General features: G+C 38.3%; 13 protein-coding genes. 9 read left to right on the forward strand and 4 right to left on the reverse strand.

The annotated features are described in order from the left end of the window. Positions 1–491, forward strand: a 491-nt coding sequence (locus tag ESZ26_RS17420; protein WP_146800846.1) for a transposase, incomplete at its 5' end; no start/stop codon positions are given. A gap of 19 nt (positions 492–510) precedes the next feature. Here ESZ26_RS17420 and ESZ26_RS17425 read toward each other — a convergent pair. Beyond that, positions 511–5,091, reverse strand: coding sequence for an EAL domain-containing protein (locus tag ESZ26_RS17425; protein WP_146800848.1), 4,581 nt, complete (start codon positions 5,089–5,091; stop codon positions 511–513). A gap of 284 nt (positions 5,092–5,375) precedes the next feature. Between ESZ26_RS17425 and prlC the strand changes: the two genes are divergently transcribed. The 7 genes from prlC to ftnA all read left to right on the forward strand — a co-directional run bounded on the left by prlC (position 5,376) and on the right by ftnA (position 12,521). Continuing rightward, a complete protein-coding gene (prlC, locus tag ESZ26_RS17430; RefSeq protein ID WP_146800850.1) occupies positions 5,376–7,421 on the forward strand; it encodes an oligopeptidase A in 2,046 nt (681 codons plus the stop codon). Positions 7,422–7,437: 16 nt separating this feature from the next. Further along, complete coding sequence (locus ESZ26_RS17435) at positions 7,438–8,145, forward strand: DNA-3-methyladenine glycosylase I (RefSeq protein WP_146800852.1); 708 nt, start codon at positions 7,438–7,440, stop codon at positions 8,143–8,145. Between the two features lie 5 nt (positions 8,146–8,150). Then, on the forward strand, positions 8,151–8,939 hold the full coding sequence (locus ESZ26_RS17440; RefSeq protein ID WP_146800893.1) for a class I SAM-dependent methyltransferase: 789 nt from the start codon (positions 8,151–8,153) through the stop codon (positions 8,937–8,939). A 186-nt stretch (positions 8,940–9,125) separates the two neighbouring features. Next, the gene (locus ESZ26_RS17445; protein WP_170246411.1) at positions 9,126–11,066 is read left to right on the forward strand and encodes a methyl-accepting chemotaxis protein; all 1,941 of its coding nucleotides are present in this window, start codon (positions 9,126–9,128) and stop codon (positions 11,064–11,066) included. A gap of 110 nt (positions 11,067–11,176) precedes the next feature. Then, complete coding sequence (locus ESZ26_RS19295) at positions 11,177–11,350, forward strand: hypothetical protein (protein ID WP_170246412.1); 174 nt, start codon at positions 11,177–11,179, stop codon at positions 11,348–11,350. Between the two features lie 20 nt (positions 11,351–11,370). Beyond that, positions 11,371–11,844 carry a peroxiredoxin gene (locus ESZ26_RS17450; protein WP_146800856.1) on the forward strand — a complete coding sequence of 158 codons (474 nt, stop codon included), beginning with the start codon at positions 11,371–11,373 and terminating at the stop codon, positions 11,842–11,844. 149 nt (positions 11,845–11,993) lie between these two features. Beyond that, positions 11,994–12,521, forward strand: coding sequence for a non-heme ferritin (gene ftnA, locus ESZ26_RS17455; RefSeq protein ID WP_146800858.1), 528 nt, complete (start codon positions 11,994–11,996; stop codon positions 12,519–12,521). A gap of 74 nt (positions 12,522–12,595) precedes the next feature. On the opposite strand, the gene ESZ26_RS17460 is transcribed toward ftnA, so the two are convergent. Both ESZ26_RS17460 and ESZ26_RS17465 read right to left on the reverse strand, forming a co-directional pair. Further along, complete coding sequence (locus ESZ26_RS17460) at positions 12,596–12,898, reverse strand: helix-turn-helix domain-containing protein (RefSeq protein WP_146800860.1); 303 nt, start codon at positions 12,896–12,898, stop codon at positions 12,596–12,598. After that, positions 12,898–14,355, reverse strand: coding sequence for a hypothetical protein (locus ESZ26_RS17465; protein WP_146800862.1), 1,458 nt, complete (start codon positions 14,353–14,355; stop codon positions 12,898–12,900). The genes ESZ26_RS17460 and ESZ26_RS17465 overlap by 1 nt, the downstream gene beginning before the upstream one ends. Before the next feature lie 293 nt (positions 14,356–14,648). Between ESZ26_RS17465 and ESZ26_RS17470 the strand changes: the two genes are divergently transcribed. After that, positions 14,649–15,833, forward strand: coding sequence for a BaiN/RdsA family NAD(P)/FAD-dependent oxidoreductase (locus tag ESZ26_RS17470; RefSeq protein WP_223271719.1), 1,185 nt, complete (start codon positions 14,649–14,651; stop codon positions 15,831–15,833). 129 nt (positions 15,834–15,962) lie between these two features. Here ESZ26_RS17470 and ESZ26_RS17475 read toward each other — a convergent pair whose 3' ends face one another. Beyond that, the gene (locus ESZ26_RS17475) at positions 15,963–16,871 is read right to left on the reverse strand and encodes a sensor domain-containing diguanylate cyclase (protein WP_146800864.1); all 909 of its coding nucleotides are present in this window, start codon (positions 16,869–16,871) and stop codon (positions 15,963–15,965) included. Positions 16,872–16,910 lie beyond the last annotated feature (39 nt).

A 16,910-nucleotide genomic window follows, 5' to 3' on the forward strand; every position in this document is an offset into this window, starting at 1 on the left:
AGGGAATTGAATCGCTAGATAAAGTGATAAAAAAGGCTTACAAAGCGCAAGATGACAAAGTTATTTTTGATAGCCTTCCTGGTGCAGGACCGCAATTGTCACCACGATTATTAGTCGCCTTTGGCAGTAACAGAGACCGTTACAATGATGCATCTGAGTTGCAAAAATACGCAGGTATTGCACCGGTCATTGAACGAAGTGGCAAGAAAACATGGACACATTGGCGATACAGTTGCCCAACGTTTTTAAGACAAACCTTTGTGGAATGGGCAGGTTTTTCGATACGTTATTCGTTTTGGGCAAAGGCCTATTACGAGCAACAAAAAAGCAAAGGAAAGCCACATAATAGTATTATAAGGTCGCTCGCTTTCAAGTGGATTAGGATCGTATTTAGGTGCTGGAAAACTAATACGCCATACGATGAGTCAAAATACTTAGAGGCCCTAAAGCGAAGAGGCTCGCCACTGTTAAAGTTTGCCGTAAATAGCTAATTTAAACTTGTTGTCCACCTCAGGGCGTGTTGTTAACTTGTATCTCGATAGCGTCAGCGTGCAAGTATTGTTCGATTTTAGCACCTTCAACTGGCTTACTGTATAAGTAGCCTTGAATGAGGTGACAGTGTTTTTCACCTAAAAATTTCAGTTGTATTTCATTTTCGACCCCTTCTGCAATACAAATCATTTTCAAATTTTTTGCCAACACTAAAGTAGCGGCAACAATAGCCTCATCAGCAGAGTTAATGCCTATGCCCGAAATAAAGCTCCGGTCAATTTTTAATATTTTTAAAGGCAGTTTTTTTAAATAAGACAATGATGAGTAACCGGTACCAAAATCATCTAAGGCAAGTACCACACCTAATTGATCAAGCGCTGTCATGGTAGCAATAGCTTTATCTGGATCAGAAATAAGCATGCTTTCAGTCACTTCAAATTTAAGCGCTTCTGGGGGTAAATCATGTGCTTTTAAAATACTTTTTAAATAAGGTATTAAATTGTCTTCAAGAAAATGCTGAACAGATAAATTAATAGATAAATAAATCTCAGGGCGGATCGCTCGCCATTTTTTCAAATCGATGACACCACGTAAAATAGCCGCTTCGGTCATGGGAATGATCAAACCTAAATCTTCTGACAGTGGAATAAAATCATCGGGTGGAATTAACTGCTCGCCACTTTGCCAACGTAATAATAATTCGACACCAACCGCCTTGCCTGCATATGAGTCAACAATAGGCTGGTAATGATTAATAAACTCACTATTTTCAAAAGCGAGTTTAAGTGCTGATTCAGCACGTAACCGTTCACTAGCTTCAACATTCATACGCGGTGTATAAAATTGAAAGGTATTACGGCCAAGTTGCTTAGAATGATACATAGCGACATCGGCATGGCGAAGCAACTCATCACTATCTTTCGCATCTTCAGGAAAAAGTGCAATACCAATGCTAGCACCAACACTGATAGTGTTACCGTTTAATACGACCGGCTCACCAACGGCAGTAATCACTTTCTGTGCAATACGACCTAGCTGACCATGGCCACGAAAAGACTCCAAAAGAACGACAAATTCATCACCACCAATACGAGCAATTGTATCATCAACTCTAAGAACAGCTTTTAAGCGTTTAGTGACTTCTTGTAAGAGTAAATCGCCACAGTCATGCCCCAATGAGTCATTAACTTGTTTAAATCGGTCTAGGTCAATAAAAAACAAGGCGATGGTTTGTGACATCCGCGCAGAATAGTCCATCGCATGCTTAATACGGTCGAGCAGTAGTGTCCGATTAGGTAAGTCTGTTAAATGATCATAATTGGCTAAATAGCGCAGCTCTTTTTCTGCATGCTTTTGCGCGCTTATATCGGTAAAAATACAGACAAAGTAAATACTATTGGTTGACTCATTTAGACTGGCACTGACCGTTAAAATAACATGGAATTCTTCGCCAGTTTTTGTTTTTATTAGCTCTTCGCCTCGCCAGTCATCACCCGACTTTAAATCAGTAAATAAGCTCTGATAAAAATCAAAACGCTCGTCGGTTAGGCCAAACACCTTGGCATCAAAAGCAAATTCTTCTTCGCGCCAAGCAAAGGCCTGTTGTAATGATTCGTTAGCAATAACACGACTAAAATTATCACTAATAATTAACACCCAATCTTTAGTTTTCTTAAATGCTTCACCATAAAAGTGAGCGCGTTCGGCATCAGCTAATGACTGGGTAATATTGGTGTATGCTCCGGTTATTCGGGTTGGCTTCCCTTGTATATCAGTGGCAACAATTTTTCCCAGGTCCTTAAACCACAACCACTGTCCGCTAGCTGTTTTCATTCGATAACTGCATGAAAAGCTGGTTTTATCATCTGCGGCGGCCAAAAACGTTAGCCAACGCGAATGAAACAGTTCACGTTCATCTATATGAATCAAGGCTAAATGTTCCACAAAGCGATAAGAATACTTGAACTCGCTATAGCCTAGCTCTTCAGAGGCTCGTTTAGCGAACATTAAGTTATTAGCGCTTTGCCAGTCCCACACTTCACTATTACTGCCGGTTAATGCCAACTGTAAGCGGTTCTCTCGGTATTTTACTTCTTCGTGGGCGGCCATTAATAAACGCGTATTTTTCTGACGTTTAGCATAGCCAATAATCAATAAAGCGAGTAAAAGTACGCCATAAACTAAATAAGCTAAAGGTGATGACCAAGGCGCATAGTCAACGGTAAAATTAATAATAAAAGCATCAGAAAATTCTTTAGTTTCAGCTGACTGAATACGCACCTCAAGCGAATGAGAACCTGACGGTAAACTTGGAAAAGTGATATGATTTTCATGAGTTAACGGATAATTGATCTTATCAACACCTTGCAACTTATATTCGAACAAAATGTTCTTCATATTACGATACGTTAATGGCGAAAAATCAATACGAATACCTACATCATCATACTGTAACGCTATGGTATCGCCGTTGCTCAACAAAAAGGGTAAAGCTAATTTGCGCGATAAAACATTAATATGGGTGGCATGAACACTCAGTTGCTTATCATCATGCTTTGCCTTTAAGGCAAGTGGATCAAAAATACTCAAGCCATTCATCGCACCGTAAACAAAGGTGTGATTATACCTCTCAAAAAAAGCACCGCCGTTGAACTCTCTACCGACTAAACCATCACTAATACCAAAGTTGCGAATATGCTCGGTGTTATTATCCCGCATATAAATACCGTTGTGACTTGAGTACCAAAGGTCACCTTCAGGGTCAACCAATAAGCCATAAATATGATTTCCTACCTCTGAATTATCTTTGTGATAGAAATATTTTTGTTCAAAGGTTTTACTGTCTAAACCCACCAAGCCTTTGCCAGAAAAACTAAACCACAGCAGACCTTTTTTATCAAAGACTAAACTCTCTACAAATATCCACTCGGTTTCCTTAGTAGTAGGATGTTGATATATCTGGGTACTGGTGCGTGTTTCCAGATCAAAAAACCATAATGAATCATTGGTCGCAAAAAGCATTTTTTCACTATCGGGTATATAACCCAAAATACTAAAAATTTTATCTTCCGCGATACTTATGCTCATTTCATCAAGGGGATCAATGATCCCTGTTACTAATGAAATACGATTAACTCCTTTTTCAGTAATACTCCATAAGGTGTTATGTCGATCATAAAAGAAAGAATACTGATTTAATGACAGTAGTGCGTTAACTTGCTCGTTATAGGGAATATCAATGAGCTTTCGGGTCGCTATATCAAATAACTGCACACCTGTTTGGGTAGCAAGCCACAAACGTTGCTGCAAATCTTGAAAAATCGACCTGATATTACCGGCATGAAAAGTACTTTTGGGGTTGTTTTTTGTTAAGTAGTGCTGCACTGTATCGTCGCGGGTATCGAGTAAGTTAAGACCATTCCTTGTGGCCACCCATAATTGTTCAGGGTCGTTTCGTCGAGCAGCGACAGCCCAGATAACATTATCGGTCAAACTTTTTTCGCTACCTTTTTTAAAGCCATAATTGGTAACTAAACTCAGCTTAGGATCCCATCTGTAAAGCCCTGTTGACCTTGAACCTAGCCAAAATGAACCTTGTTTATCTTTCAAAATAGCAACAACATCATTACTTTTAATATGATCAAAAAAGTCATTAAACGAAAAAAGAAATTCTGTGGTATCGGTATTGATATCAATAACCGACAGCCCTAAATGACTGCCCTGATATAAGTTATCGCCATCACCATATAACTGCCAACTCGATACGGCGTCAGTAATCACCTTATATGCAGGTAATTGAAAGTCATTGGCCAAATAATCATTAATATGGGTCACTGGCAGACTATATACGCCATGATGCGTCCCCAAATAAAGCTGATTATTTGCAGCAATATGTAGGTTGTATACTGCATTAGCTCCAACATTACTAAAATTGTCAGAGGTGATTTCTGTCACTACAACAGCAGGTAGTTTTTTCCATGTGTGGTTTTTTATATCGAACGCAAAAGTACCAAGACGCGTCGCAATATATAGAATATCTTGATGTAACAATATTTCAAAAATATTAGTGATACCAGGCAGTTCCGCTGATAAATCTAATACTCGCGTACTTTTTTGAGACACTTTATTATATAAAAGGATGGTTTTTGCACTGGCAATAAAAAAGTCATTGTTATCACCTTGCACCACATCGACAATATAATAATCTTTATTCTCGGGGTCTGTTGCCAGAATTTTTTGATAGGTATCTGTTTTTTTATTGTAGGTAACGAGTCCTTTGTCAACGATATTAAACCAAAGTAACTTTTCTTTATCTTGAGTAATTTGGAAAACTTCATAGTTATCAAAGTCATTATCAGGCCCAGCTAAACTGCGAAAAGTATAACCGTCATACATATTCAGCCCATTTTCAGTACCTATCCAGATAAATCCTTCATCATCTTGAAAGATCGTTTTAACTGAACCTTGAGACAAGCCATGTTCAACCGATAAGTTTTCTAAATATAAATTATTGACCTCTGCCAGTGTCATTTTGGTAAAAAACAGAGCAAACAATAACAAAAGTGAATAGATGAAATTCACAGTTACAAAACGAAACATATCACCTCAAAAAGCTTATAAAGGAAAAAGATTTATAAAGAAGAACAAATAAACATTTTTAGTATAAGTAATATACCCATAAAATAAAATTTTATTGTCTCAAAGTTGTCAATATAACCGATAATAATAAAGATAAAACAGGGTATTAACATCTTTGGCCGCAACTATTTCTGTAAATCTAGTCGTTTTAATTAAAATAGATTGAAAACAAAAAGCGCTACACCTTGAATATTTCCTATTAAGGTCTTACATCTACATCATCATTTAATAAAGAATACCGCATTATGAGCAATCCATTATTAACCGCTGCAGATTTACCGCACTTTTCTCAAATTAAGCCTGAGCATATTAAGCCTGCTGTTGAGCACGCTGTCGCCGCATGTAAAAACGTGATTGCTAATGTGCTTAAAGAAAAAACCTTTACTTGGGCAAATTTAGTCATGCCTACCGATGAAGCCGACGATTCGTTAAGCAAGCTGTGGTCGCCGGTATCGCATATGAATTCGGTGGTTAATAGTGACGAATTACGTGACGCATACGAGTCATGTTTACCGCTATTATCTGAATACAGTACTTTTGTTGGCCAGCATCAAGGTTTATATCAAGCCTACCAACAGTTTGCTAACAGTGACGAATATTCACAATTAAGTATTCCTCAAAAGAAAGTCATTGAGAATGCCTTGCGTGACTTTAAATTGTCAGGCATCGCATTAAATGATAATGACAAAAAACGTTACGGTGAAATTGTTACCCGTTTATCGGAGTTAAGCTCAACATTTGGCAATAATGTACTCGATGCTACACACGCTTATAGCGTTAATATTACCGATAAAAATGAACTCGCTGGCTTACCTGACAGCGCTATAGAGGCTGCAGCAGAACTAGCAAAAGAACAAGAAAAACAAGGATGGTTATTCACCTTAGACATCCCTAGTTATTTACCCGTTATGACTTATTGCAGCAATGCAAAATTACGTGAACAGCTCTATCGTGGTTTTGTTACCCGTGCTTCAGACCAAGGCCCAAATGCCGGCAAATTCGATAACAGCAATATCATGAACGAGTTATTAACACTTCGTCATGAATTGGCGCAGCTATTGTGTTTTAATAACTTTGCTGAAAAATCTATTGCTACCAAAATGGCATCATCAACCACTGAAGTTTTAAACTTTCTAGAAAACCTGGCGGTAAAATCCAAGGTTCAAGGTCAACAAGACCTAGATGAAGTAAAAGCTTTCGCTGAAAAAGAATTTAACCAAACAAATCTACAAGCCTGGGATCTGCCTTACTATAGCGAAAAATTAAAACAAAGCCGTTATGCTATTTCAGACGAAGAATGTCGCCCTTATTTTCCAGAAGAAAAAGTTGTCGCTGGCTTATTTGAGGTTGTTCATCGTTTATTTGCCATGACAATTAACCAAGTATCTAACATCGACACTTGGCACAAAGATGTGAAATTTTATGAAGTATACGATCGCGATAATAATTTGCGAGGCCGCTTTTATTTAGATTTATACGCCCGCGCCCACAAACGTGGTGGCGCATGGATGGACGATTGTAAAAGTCGTCGTGAATTAGCCAATGGTGATATTCAATACCCAGTTGCCTATCTAACCTGTAATTTTAATAAGCCTATTGGTAATAAGCCTGCGCTATTTACCCATGACGAAGTCGTTACTTTATTTCACGAATTTGGTCATGGCATTCACCACATGCTGACACAAATTAACACCAGTGGCGTTTCGGGTATCGACGGTGTGCCATGGGATGCGGTCGAGCTGCCTAGCCAGTTTTTAGAAAACTGGTGCTGGCAACCCGAGGCATTAGCCTTTATCTCTGGACACTACCAAACAGGCGAACCGCTACCCCAAGTAATGCTGGAGAAAATGTTAGCGGCAAAAAATTATCAATCTGCGATGCAAATGTTACGTCAATTAGAATTCAGTATTTTTGATTTTAAAATGCATAAAGATTATCAACCTGCACAAGATAACGCTGAGTATATTCAACAAACATTAAATCAAGTGCGTGAAGAATATTCAGTATTGAAAGCCGCCGACTTTAATCGCTTTCAACACGGCTTTGGTCATATTTTTGGTGGCGGTTACTCAGCCGGTTACTACAGTTACAAATGGGCAGAAGTATTATCTGCCGATGCCTTTAGTCGTTTTGAGGAAGAAGGCATTTTTAACCCACAAGTTGGCCATGACTTCTTAACTAATATATTAGAAAAAGGCGGTTCTCAAGAACCCAGTGTTTTATTTAAAGCCTTTCGTGGCCGTGAACCTGAGATTGATGCTTTGCTCAGACATTGTGGTATTGAAGGATAATGAGTGGCCCTAAATAATGGAAAAATTTGACTCACTTTATCAACGCGCCGCTGAACGTAAAGGTGGTGCGGCTATACTCAACCTCTTATTAGGTGACAACCAACAAGATCATTTAGTTGCCAAGTTAGGAGATGATAGAATTTTATCGGCCTTTAGCAAAAAGATCTTTCAAAGTGGCTTTGTCTGGCGTGTGGTAGAAAACAAATGGCCAAACTTTGAAGAGATGTTTTTTAATTTTGATCTCGCTAAAGTGTTAATGATGCCCGAAGAAATGCAAGAACGAAAAGCTGCGGATGCGCGAATCATTCGTAACTTTAATAAAGTAAAAACGATCCAAGCTAATGCCCATATGATGTTTGATGAAATACATAGTGATAATAGCCAGCACGATAGTTTTGCTAAATTTATTGCGGCATGGCCAAGCAATGACATGATAGGTTTATGGGATTACTTAAAGAAAAAAGGTCAACGTTTAGGTGGTAACACCGGCCCTTATGCCCTACGTGCTATCGGTAAAGATACCTTTCTACTTACCCGTGATATTGAAGCTTATTTTCGGGCAAATAAAATAATTGATGGCGGTATTCAAAGTAAAAAAAGTTTACTCGCCATTCAAAACACTTTTAACCAGTGGCAAAATGAGAGTGATTTATCACTAACTCAGCTTAGCCGTTTAGTAGCGTTTGCAACCGGTGACAACCATATTCAAGTCGAGTTTGATTAATGGATATGTCTAGAATAGCGGTCGGTTACCTTGATAAAACCGATGTCAGTTTAGCGAAAAAAATTGCTCATAAATGGCAATTAGCATATATCGGTGACAGTGCTTCAGTTACTAAGCACCCAAACTTACTGTTTTTATTACAAGTCAACTTTCAAGAATTAGAACTGATTAAACTTGATGAGCCTAAATTGGGCGGAATTAAAGTAGACTTTGTTGATGGCGCGGTTGCGCACCGACGAAAATTTGGTGGTGGACGCGGTCAAGATATAGCTAAAGCAATAGGGTTAAAACATGGCTTTACCCCGCATGTGCTTGATGCCACGGCAGGCTTAGGACGAGACTCTTTTGTACTGGCGACTTTAGGTTGTACAGTAACCATGAAAGAACGTATGCCTATCGTGGCGGCACTGCTAGAAAACGGCTTAGAGCGTGCTAAATTGAACAGTGAGGTTAGTGATATTGCCAGTCGCATGTCACTTGTTCATGCGGCAACGATTGAAGAGTTGGCATTCACTCAGCAACCCGATGTTATTTATCTCGACCCTATGTATCCGCATCGCGAAAAATCTGCAGCAGTAAAAAAAGAAATGCGGGTATTTCAGTCACTGGTTGGTGAGGATTTAGACGCCGACGATTTACTTGAACCGGCATTAGCATTAGCAAAATATCGAGTGGTTGTTAAACGCCCAAGTTACGCGCCACCTTTGAATGATAAAAAACCATCAACCAGTATTAAAATGAAAAAGAACCGCTTTGATGTTTATGTGAATCAGGCAATTCCTAAAAACAACTGATAATTAGTGGTAAATACCCCCTCTAATAACAAAATAATTAGCGTCATCCTAAAATAAATTAGGGTGGCTACTCCAACTAATACTCTCTGCTGACATAGACTTGTCATAAAAAAGCAACTAAACCGTAACATAGATCAGTGAAAATCCGTCTTAATCTATTAAAGAATGACGCTTCAAGGATTGACCATGCGAGTCTCAAGTTTTTCACGATTATCTGTTTTTGCTATCAGTATTTTTGCCCTAATATTTGTAGTAACTATGTATCATGTTGGTACTTCCCTAACATCGAGTCGCGTTCAATATTCCCAATACCAGGCATTAAAAACATTAACCACGGTTCAATTCTATCGCACCATTGCCACCTATTTACAGACGGGTGATGCCGGTCGACTTAATTCAGCACAAGAACAATTGGGTACGATAATATCGCACGCTGCAAAGTTAGATATTGGTCAATTAAGCGCAGATATCAGCAAAGAAGCGCTTGAGCTTAGTCAAAATATTGAAACAAAGTATCGTGCCATGGGTAAGTTAAGTGGCGACCCACTCGCCTTACTCCGTAACAGCGAGCAAGGTATGGTTGCCATTACCCATGCTTTGATAAAGTACGCAGCGACAAGTGACGCACTTAACGAGCGACAACGCATAAATTATTTAGTTACCGCCAGCCAAATCAATCGCACATTAAGTACGTTAATCAACACCCGAGAAAAGCTATTTATTAGTCAAAGCATCACTAGTATAGGTTTTCAGAGTGCCTTACAAGAATTGACATCATTGCAGCAGCAATTAGCAAATTATCCATTATTAGCTATTTACCCTATCGACAACCAAAGTTCCAATGAAGATGACTTTTACGATGATGAACCAGAGGATATCAGTGAAGAAGCAATTAATGAGCTTAGTTCACTGGTTAATCGTTATCAAAGTGAATTTGAAAACACCTTAGTGTTACAAGAGCAACGCACGGCTGGCTTAACATTACTAAAGAAAAATGTTAGCGCACTAGAAGATATTATTCTTATTGCTGAAACCGCAATATTGCAACAACAAGAGGCGTTGAATCAGCAGCTTTATCGTGTGGTTTTTGGATTGTTGTTATTTTTAGTGTTCTTTCTGGTCAGCAATTACTGGATGCAGCGCAGTGTTATTTTAAATCCGTTACGTAAATTGCGAAACGGTTTTGTCGAGCTCGTAGAACAAGGCAAGGTGGATAATATTACTGATATTTCAGCAGAAACTGAGCTTGGAGAAATATCGTCAAGTTTTAATAAAATGGTTAACAAACTTGCACAAGATGATAAAGCAAAAGCACTGCAGCTTGATTTAGTGGCCAAAGCATTAACAACCATGGAAAGCCAAGTTAAAAATATCTATCGATCGTCAAATAGTACTAGCACCCATGTGCAAGGTGCTCGTGAAATAATGGATGCGCTTGGGCTAGCAACCGAAACGGTCAATGCTTTATCAGAACAAGTTGTTAATAACGCAAAAGCCACGCAACATGCCATGGAAACCAGTCAAAGCCGCGTTGCTCAGGTACTTGCAGCTAGCGAATCTACCAGTATCGCGGCGCAACAAAGTAAAAGCGCAATAACGTCACTCTTTCAATCTGTTGATAGTGTCACCTCTATTGTTGACGTTATTAGCGCCATTGCCGACCAAACTAATTTACTGGCTTTAAATGCCGCTATTGAAGCGGCAAGAGCGGGCGAACACGGCAGAGGCTTCTCTGTTGTTGCCGATGAAGTCAGGCAACTGGCGGGGAAAACTCAAGATTCACTTAAACAGATATCACAACGCTTAGACCAACTGCAAAGCGCCAGTAATTCAATTGAAAAAACAATTATTGATATAGAAACAGCGTCCCTCAATCAAAAAATAATTGCTGACCAATTACAAGAAACTGCCTTAGAAGTGACCGGACAAGCTAAAATATCGGCCAGTGTTGCACAAGACTCTCTGACGCAAATAACGCTGCAACGCCAACATTTTATCGCTTTTGAACAAGCGATGAGTAATGTTGATGAAGAAGTGAGCAACTCCCAAAAGCTTGCTAATATCATTTCAATTGATGTAAATAACCATGTCAGTGATATTGGCTTAACACTCGATAAAAGCGCATAACACTTAATCACTACCACTATTTATTTAGTAGTTTTTACTGATAAATAGATGCATGTCAGTGCGCTATATCCTAAAATGAAACAAGTAATAAGATTCATTTTAGGAAGTTTATGACAAAGGCGCTTTGTAAGTGGAAAAAAAAAGACATAGAGAAAAGTCTTCACGAACTTGCTCGTATTGTTGATAAACCATGTTTTATTTGCAAGGACTGTGCACGTTCTGCAAACAACAAAGACTTTTTATGTAAAGCGATAAAACTTCCGATAAACCATTCACCTAATTAACCTTTAATGAGAAGAATTTTATGATTGAAGAAAATAAACCTATGCCTTCAGGCGAATTGTCACAATTAAAAGACGGCAATATGATTACCCATAATACCGATGAGCTTTTTGCCAACAAAAAAGTGGTGTTATTTGCCGTTCCTGGCGCTTTTACTCCAACTTGTTCAGCCGCTCATTTACCCGGTTATGTGGTATCAGCTGATGAATTAAAAGCTAAAGGTGTCGATGCCATTATCTGTTTATCGGTCAATGACGCCTTTGTCATGAATGCGTGGGGTGAAGCACAAAATGCTGAAAATATTATGATGCTTGCTGATGGCGATGGTAGTTACACTAAAGCACTCGGGTTAAGTATGGAGACCGCAGGATTTGGTGGTTTACGTTCTCAGCGTTATGCTATGGTCATTGAAAACGGCACAGTAACGAATCAACATGTTGAAAAGCCTAAAGAATTTGAAGTAAGTACCGCTGAATCTATTCTAAAAGCACTATAGATAAAATGAAATGATAATGATTTGTGTTATTTATCATATTGTTTTTTATGCGTTTTAATTTTTAAAAATCAAAAATGTTACACTTTATCGCTTGTATCATAGGCGTAGAACAGGCAAAATTTACTGATATTTTTTAATGAGGCACCATCATGTTAAAACCTGAAATGGTCAAACAACTAAATAAACAAATCAACTTAGAGTTTTACTCTTCAAACTTGTACTTACAAATGAGTGCCTGGTGTGAAGAAAAAGGCTTTGAAGGTGCAGCAACATTTATGCGTAAACATGCGGCAGAAGAAATGGACCACATGACGCGTTTATTTACTTATGTCAGCGAAACCGGTGCATTACCTATTATAGGTATCATAGATGCGCCACCACACGAATATAAGTCATTAGCTGATGTTTTTGAAAAAACCTATGAACATGAATGTTCAATTACCGAACGTATCAATTCATTAGCGCATCAAGCCTTTACTAACCAAGACTATTCAACCTTTAATTTCTTGCAATGGTATGTAGCGGAGCAGCATGAAGAGGAGACCTTGTTTAAAAGTGTCTTAGATAAAATTAACTTAGTGGGTCAAGACGGCCATGCTTTATTTTTTGTTGATAAAGATCTAGCAGAAATGGCTAAAGTAGGTACTACAAGTATCATGACGGGCGCACCCGTTTAGTCACAACCAATAATACGCCGCATAAAAAAGGCTTCTATATGAAGCCTTTTTAGATAATAACCTCTCAGTATCCGTTAAAAAACATATCCTTCACCACGAAAAGATTTGATCCGTGATTTGTCAGTGTTCACCAATAACTTTTTTCTGATGGTTGAAATATGCATATTAATACTTCGATTAGAATCAGCCAGGCTGCGCTTAAATATATGCTCAGCGATACTTTCACGGGTCACTAGTTGTGGAAAATCACTCATCAGTAACCACAATAAATTAAATTCTAATCCGGTAAGTGTAACCAACCGCTTGCAGCAATAAACTTCTCGACTACCCATAAAAATTTCTACATCGGCGATTATAATTGTATCAGATATCAACATTAGTTTGTTTGATCAAACAAACTCACTTTATAACCAGTAGGAGTAGTATCATCAACTTCAACAACCATAAATTGCTCTTTCGATGCTTCATCTAGGATGAGTTCAAAAGCATTTAAGATAATCTCACTGCTGTTGTCTTTAGCAACCACATAAACTTGATAAGTATTATTTTTTAAATACACGAGTTCGCTGTTGGCAAAGCTAACGGCTGTTTTATAAAAAGCACTCTCAATGGTTTCATCACTTCGAACAAAATAAATAGTAAACGCACCAAATTCAGTACTGTCGACAAGATTAACCATTTTAATTTCATGATCATAAATACTCGCTCTACTACTATTGCTAACGACTAACGAATGCACATCTAGCTGTAGCTCATCAATAGTACCATCACCGTCTTCATCAACATCGCCATCACCATCGTCATCGACGGCTACTTCATCAATATAAAAGAAAGCGGTTTTATGGCTGTTTTCTCCTAAAGAAAGTAAATGGTTTTTCAGTAATAGTTCATTTCCATCACCGACAACCAGATCAACACTGTAGTCTCCTTTAGCGAGTTCAATTGGCTGACTTAGTTCACCTAACGTTAAGGCTTCAATTTCTGGTGAGTCGTCTACACCATTTAAATATAAGGAAAATTCACCCTGATAATCAGGTAGTAAGTCATGCTTACCAATCGCATTGTACGCATTAAGTTTTGCTTCTGAGTCGGCATCAATAAATGATTCTATCGATGAATTAGACATTTTATCAAGCATATATGGTGAGCTGCCCACGCCATTATTTTCGCGTATTGCGATGATATATTGGCTACTGTATGAAAAGCTTATATCATTTGATTGAAATAAAATTTCAGAGCTCCCTGGTGTCGTGATATAAAAAATATAATCGTCTTGATCAAATTTTTGATTAACCGATAGTTCTTGATGACTATAGCTTCCAATGAAATTAGCTTCATTGAAAGTTTCATCTGCTTTAGATAAATAGACATCGATACCTTCACTATCGTCATGCATATTCAGCACTCTAAAATTGAAGCGATCGTAGGTATCATCATCTTCGTCATCAATAATATCTATATCGTAAGTGGTCACTGAGGGCGCTAAAATATCTTCTCCAATGACAATCAATTGAATCACATCATTATTAATTTTGATGCTATCAGTATAAACGACCGTTAAGTCGCTACTGTCTGTACTATCGCCATCTTGCCACGCCAGTTCATAGAAGTAAGAGCCATTGTCTATAACGTTTGCGTTTGATGCACTGCCATAAGGGACACCGTTGTAAGTAAACTCAATTTCATCGTCACTTGTTGAAAAATCTTCATCTATCGTTAAATAGATCGCTGGAGAATTCTTCGCGGTGTTGTAGAGCTTCACATAACCTTCTGCATTCGAGTCACTATCAGATCCCCCGCAGGCCGAAAGACTTAATATTGCTGTTGTAACCATTAAAAACTTTATTCTTTTAATGCAAAATATGTACTTTTTAGTATTCATTGACTCACCTAACTCTTTATTGTTGTCTGCGCTTTATTAGCCGTTTACATATTGCCAATGAAATTTTGGCAGTTTCAATGGCAATAGAGTCATGTACTGCTGATTAGTTCTGACCTTTACACAATCTTTGCATTTCTTTATCTTTGTAACTTTCTGATTAGGCAACATCACGTGTAATAACAATACTATTCAAGATATAATGATTTATAAGAAATAAAGTAAATTTAAAATCATAGGAAAATACTTTGCAAATTGACGTGTTAGTTATTGGTGCAGGTGCTGCAGGGTTGATGTGTGCCGCAACCGCTGGTTATCGAGGCAAAAAAGTCGTTGTCGTCGATATGGGTAAAAAACCAGGCCGTAAAATACTGATCAGTGGTGGTGGTCGCTGTAATTTTACTAATGAAAATGCCCGTGCTGAACACTATATTTGCCAAAACCCTCACTTCATAAAATCAGCCTTAAGTCGTTATTCAGCGCAAGACTTCATTGAGCTTGTTGAACGTCATGGCGTAAATTATCATCATAAAACATTAGGACAGTTATTTTGTGATGATAGCGCAAAAGATATTGTTGACGTTTTGATGACCGAATGTGATTGGGCGGGCGTTGAAGTTAAAATGCGTAATGAAGTGCTTTCGGTCAGTAAAACTGACAGCGGTTACCAAGTAAAAACAACAGAAGCGAGTTATAGCTGTACTTCTTTAGTGGTCGCATCTGGTGGCCTAACTATGCCAAAACTTGGCGCAAGTCCTATTGGTTATAAAATAGCGGAACAGTTTGGCTTAAATGTATTACCAACAACACCGGCATTAGTACCTTTTACTTTGCATGATCACGATAAAACCCGCTTTGATGGTTTATCCGGTATAAGTATTTTTACCGAAGTCTCTAGTGACAGCGGCGAAACCTTTAAAGAAAATATTTTATTTACTCATCGAGGTTTGTCTGGACCTGCTATTTTACAAATATCCTCTTTTTGGCAAGCAGGCCAAGCAGTAACAATTAATTTGTTACCTGATCACAGCTTAAATGACCTCATCACCGAGTGGCGCCAGCACCAAGCGCAAAAATCACTAAAGAATTTGCTCGCGACTTTATTACCGAAAAGATTCATTGAGTGTTTAATTGACAGTAAAGACATTCCCGACAAAGCGGTTAATCAACTCAACCATGCAGAGATTCAAGCGGTTCATGCTTTTATTCACCAATGGCAAATAAAGCCTAATGGCACTGAAGGTTATCGAACAGCGGAAGTTACTCTTGGTGGTGTTGATACCGACGAATTATCTTCAAAAACTTTTGCCGCTAAAAAGAGTGATGACTTGTATTTTATTGGTGAAGTGATTGACGTTACTGGCTGGTTGGGTGGTTATAATTTTCAAGCGTGCTGGGCTCAAGGAGTAGCAACAGGCTTGGTGGTGGTTTGATGAATCCTGGTATTTAAGTGTCAGCCACTAGGGGGTTACCGGCGACTAACGTCAGCTGATTTGGCTAAGAGCTACGCCCTATATGACAACTGATGATAAGCGGTTACAGAGGTTTTATCAGCGCCGATCTTAACAGACTTGGTTACGACCATTCGATTTAGCTTGATATAAGCGTTTATCTGCATTATTCATTATTTGGTCAATCGATTTAATGTCAATCAAGTTTTCAACCACACCCACTGATACGGTGATTTTTAATGATTCCTTTTCAAAAGGAATCATCAGCGCTTCTATTGATGCTCTTATGCGTTCGGCAATGACACAGGCGTTATCTTTTTCAGTGTTAGGTAATAATATCGCAAATTCTTCTCCGCCCACTCGAGCAAAAGTATCATAATTTCGTAGGTGCGTCTGAACATTAACGGCAAAACACTTTAAGACTGCATCACCAGCGGCATGACCAAATTTGTCATTGATGTGTTTGAAGTTATCCAGATCAAAAAACATGATTGAAAATATTTTGTTTTTCCTGCTACTTCGATTGAACTCAGCGTTAGCTTTTTCATAGAAATAGCGACGATTGTAAATGCCGGTAAGTGAGTCAATGGTAGCAAGCTTTTGAAATTGTTCAGACATAAGTTGTAATGCCCGCTCATTTGCCTTTTTTTCTGTAATATCTGTGATGTACATATAAAGGTAATCATTGTGAACAATTTGTTCGGTAACAAGAAACCATTTGCCCTCTTGGGTATCTACTTCAAACGTTCTAAAAGGACAACTTCTTCTTTTAGCTGAGGCATGAGATAGCCAAGCCTCTAAAGTTGTAAATTCAATATTAATCCCTCTGGGGCTATTGAAGCAATCCGCGCTTAATTCAGAAAAACTTTTGTTAAGGGCTTCTTCCGCAGACATACCAAATAACCGACCGATAGCATCATTGCAATAAATGAGACGATCATCTCTATTGAAAATTCCTACTCCATCTTTAGTTAATGCTAAAGACTCAATTATTATCTTTTCAATTGAAATATCTGCCACTTGCGTGCCCCGTTACAAAGATATTAAAAATATTAAGCC

Source organism: Colwellia hornerae, from assembly GCF_007954355.1.
Classification (GTDB): domain Bacteria; phylum Pseudomonadota; class Gammaproteobacteria; order Enterobacterales; family Alteromonadaceae; genus Colwellia_A; species Colwellia_A hornerae.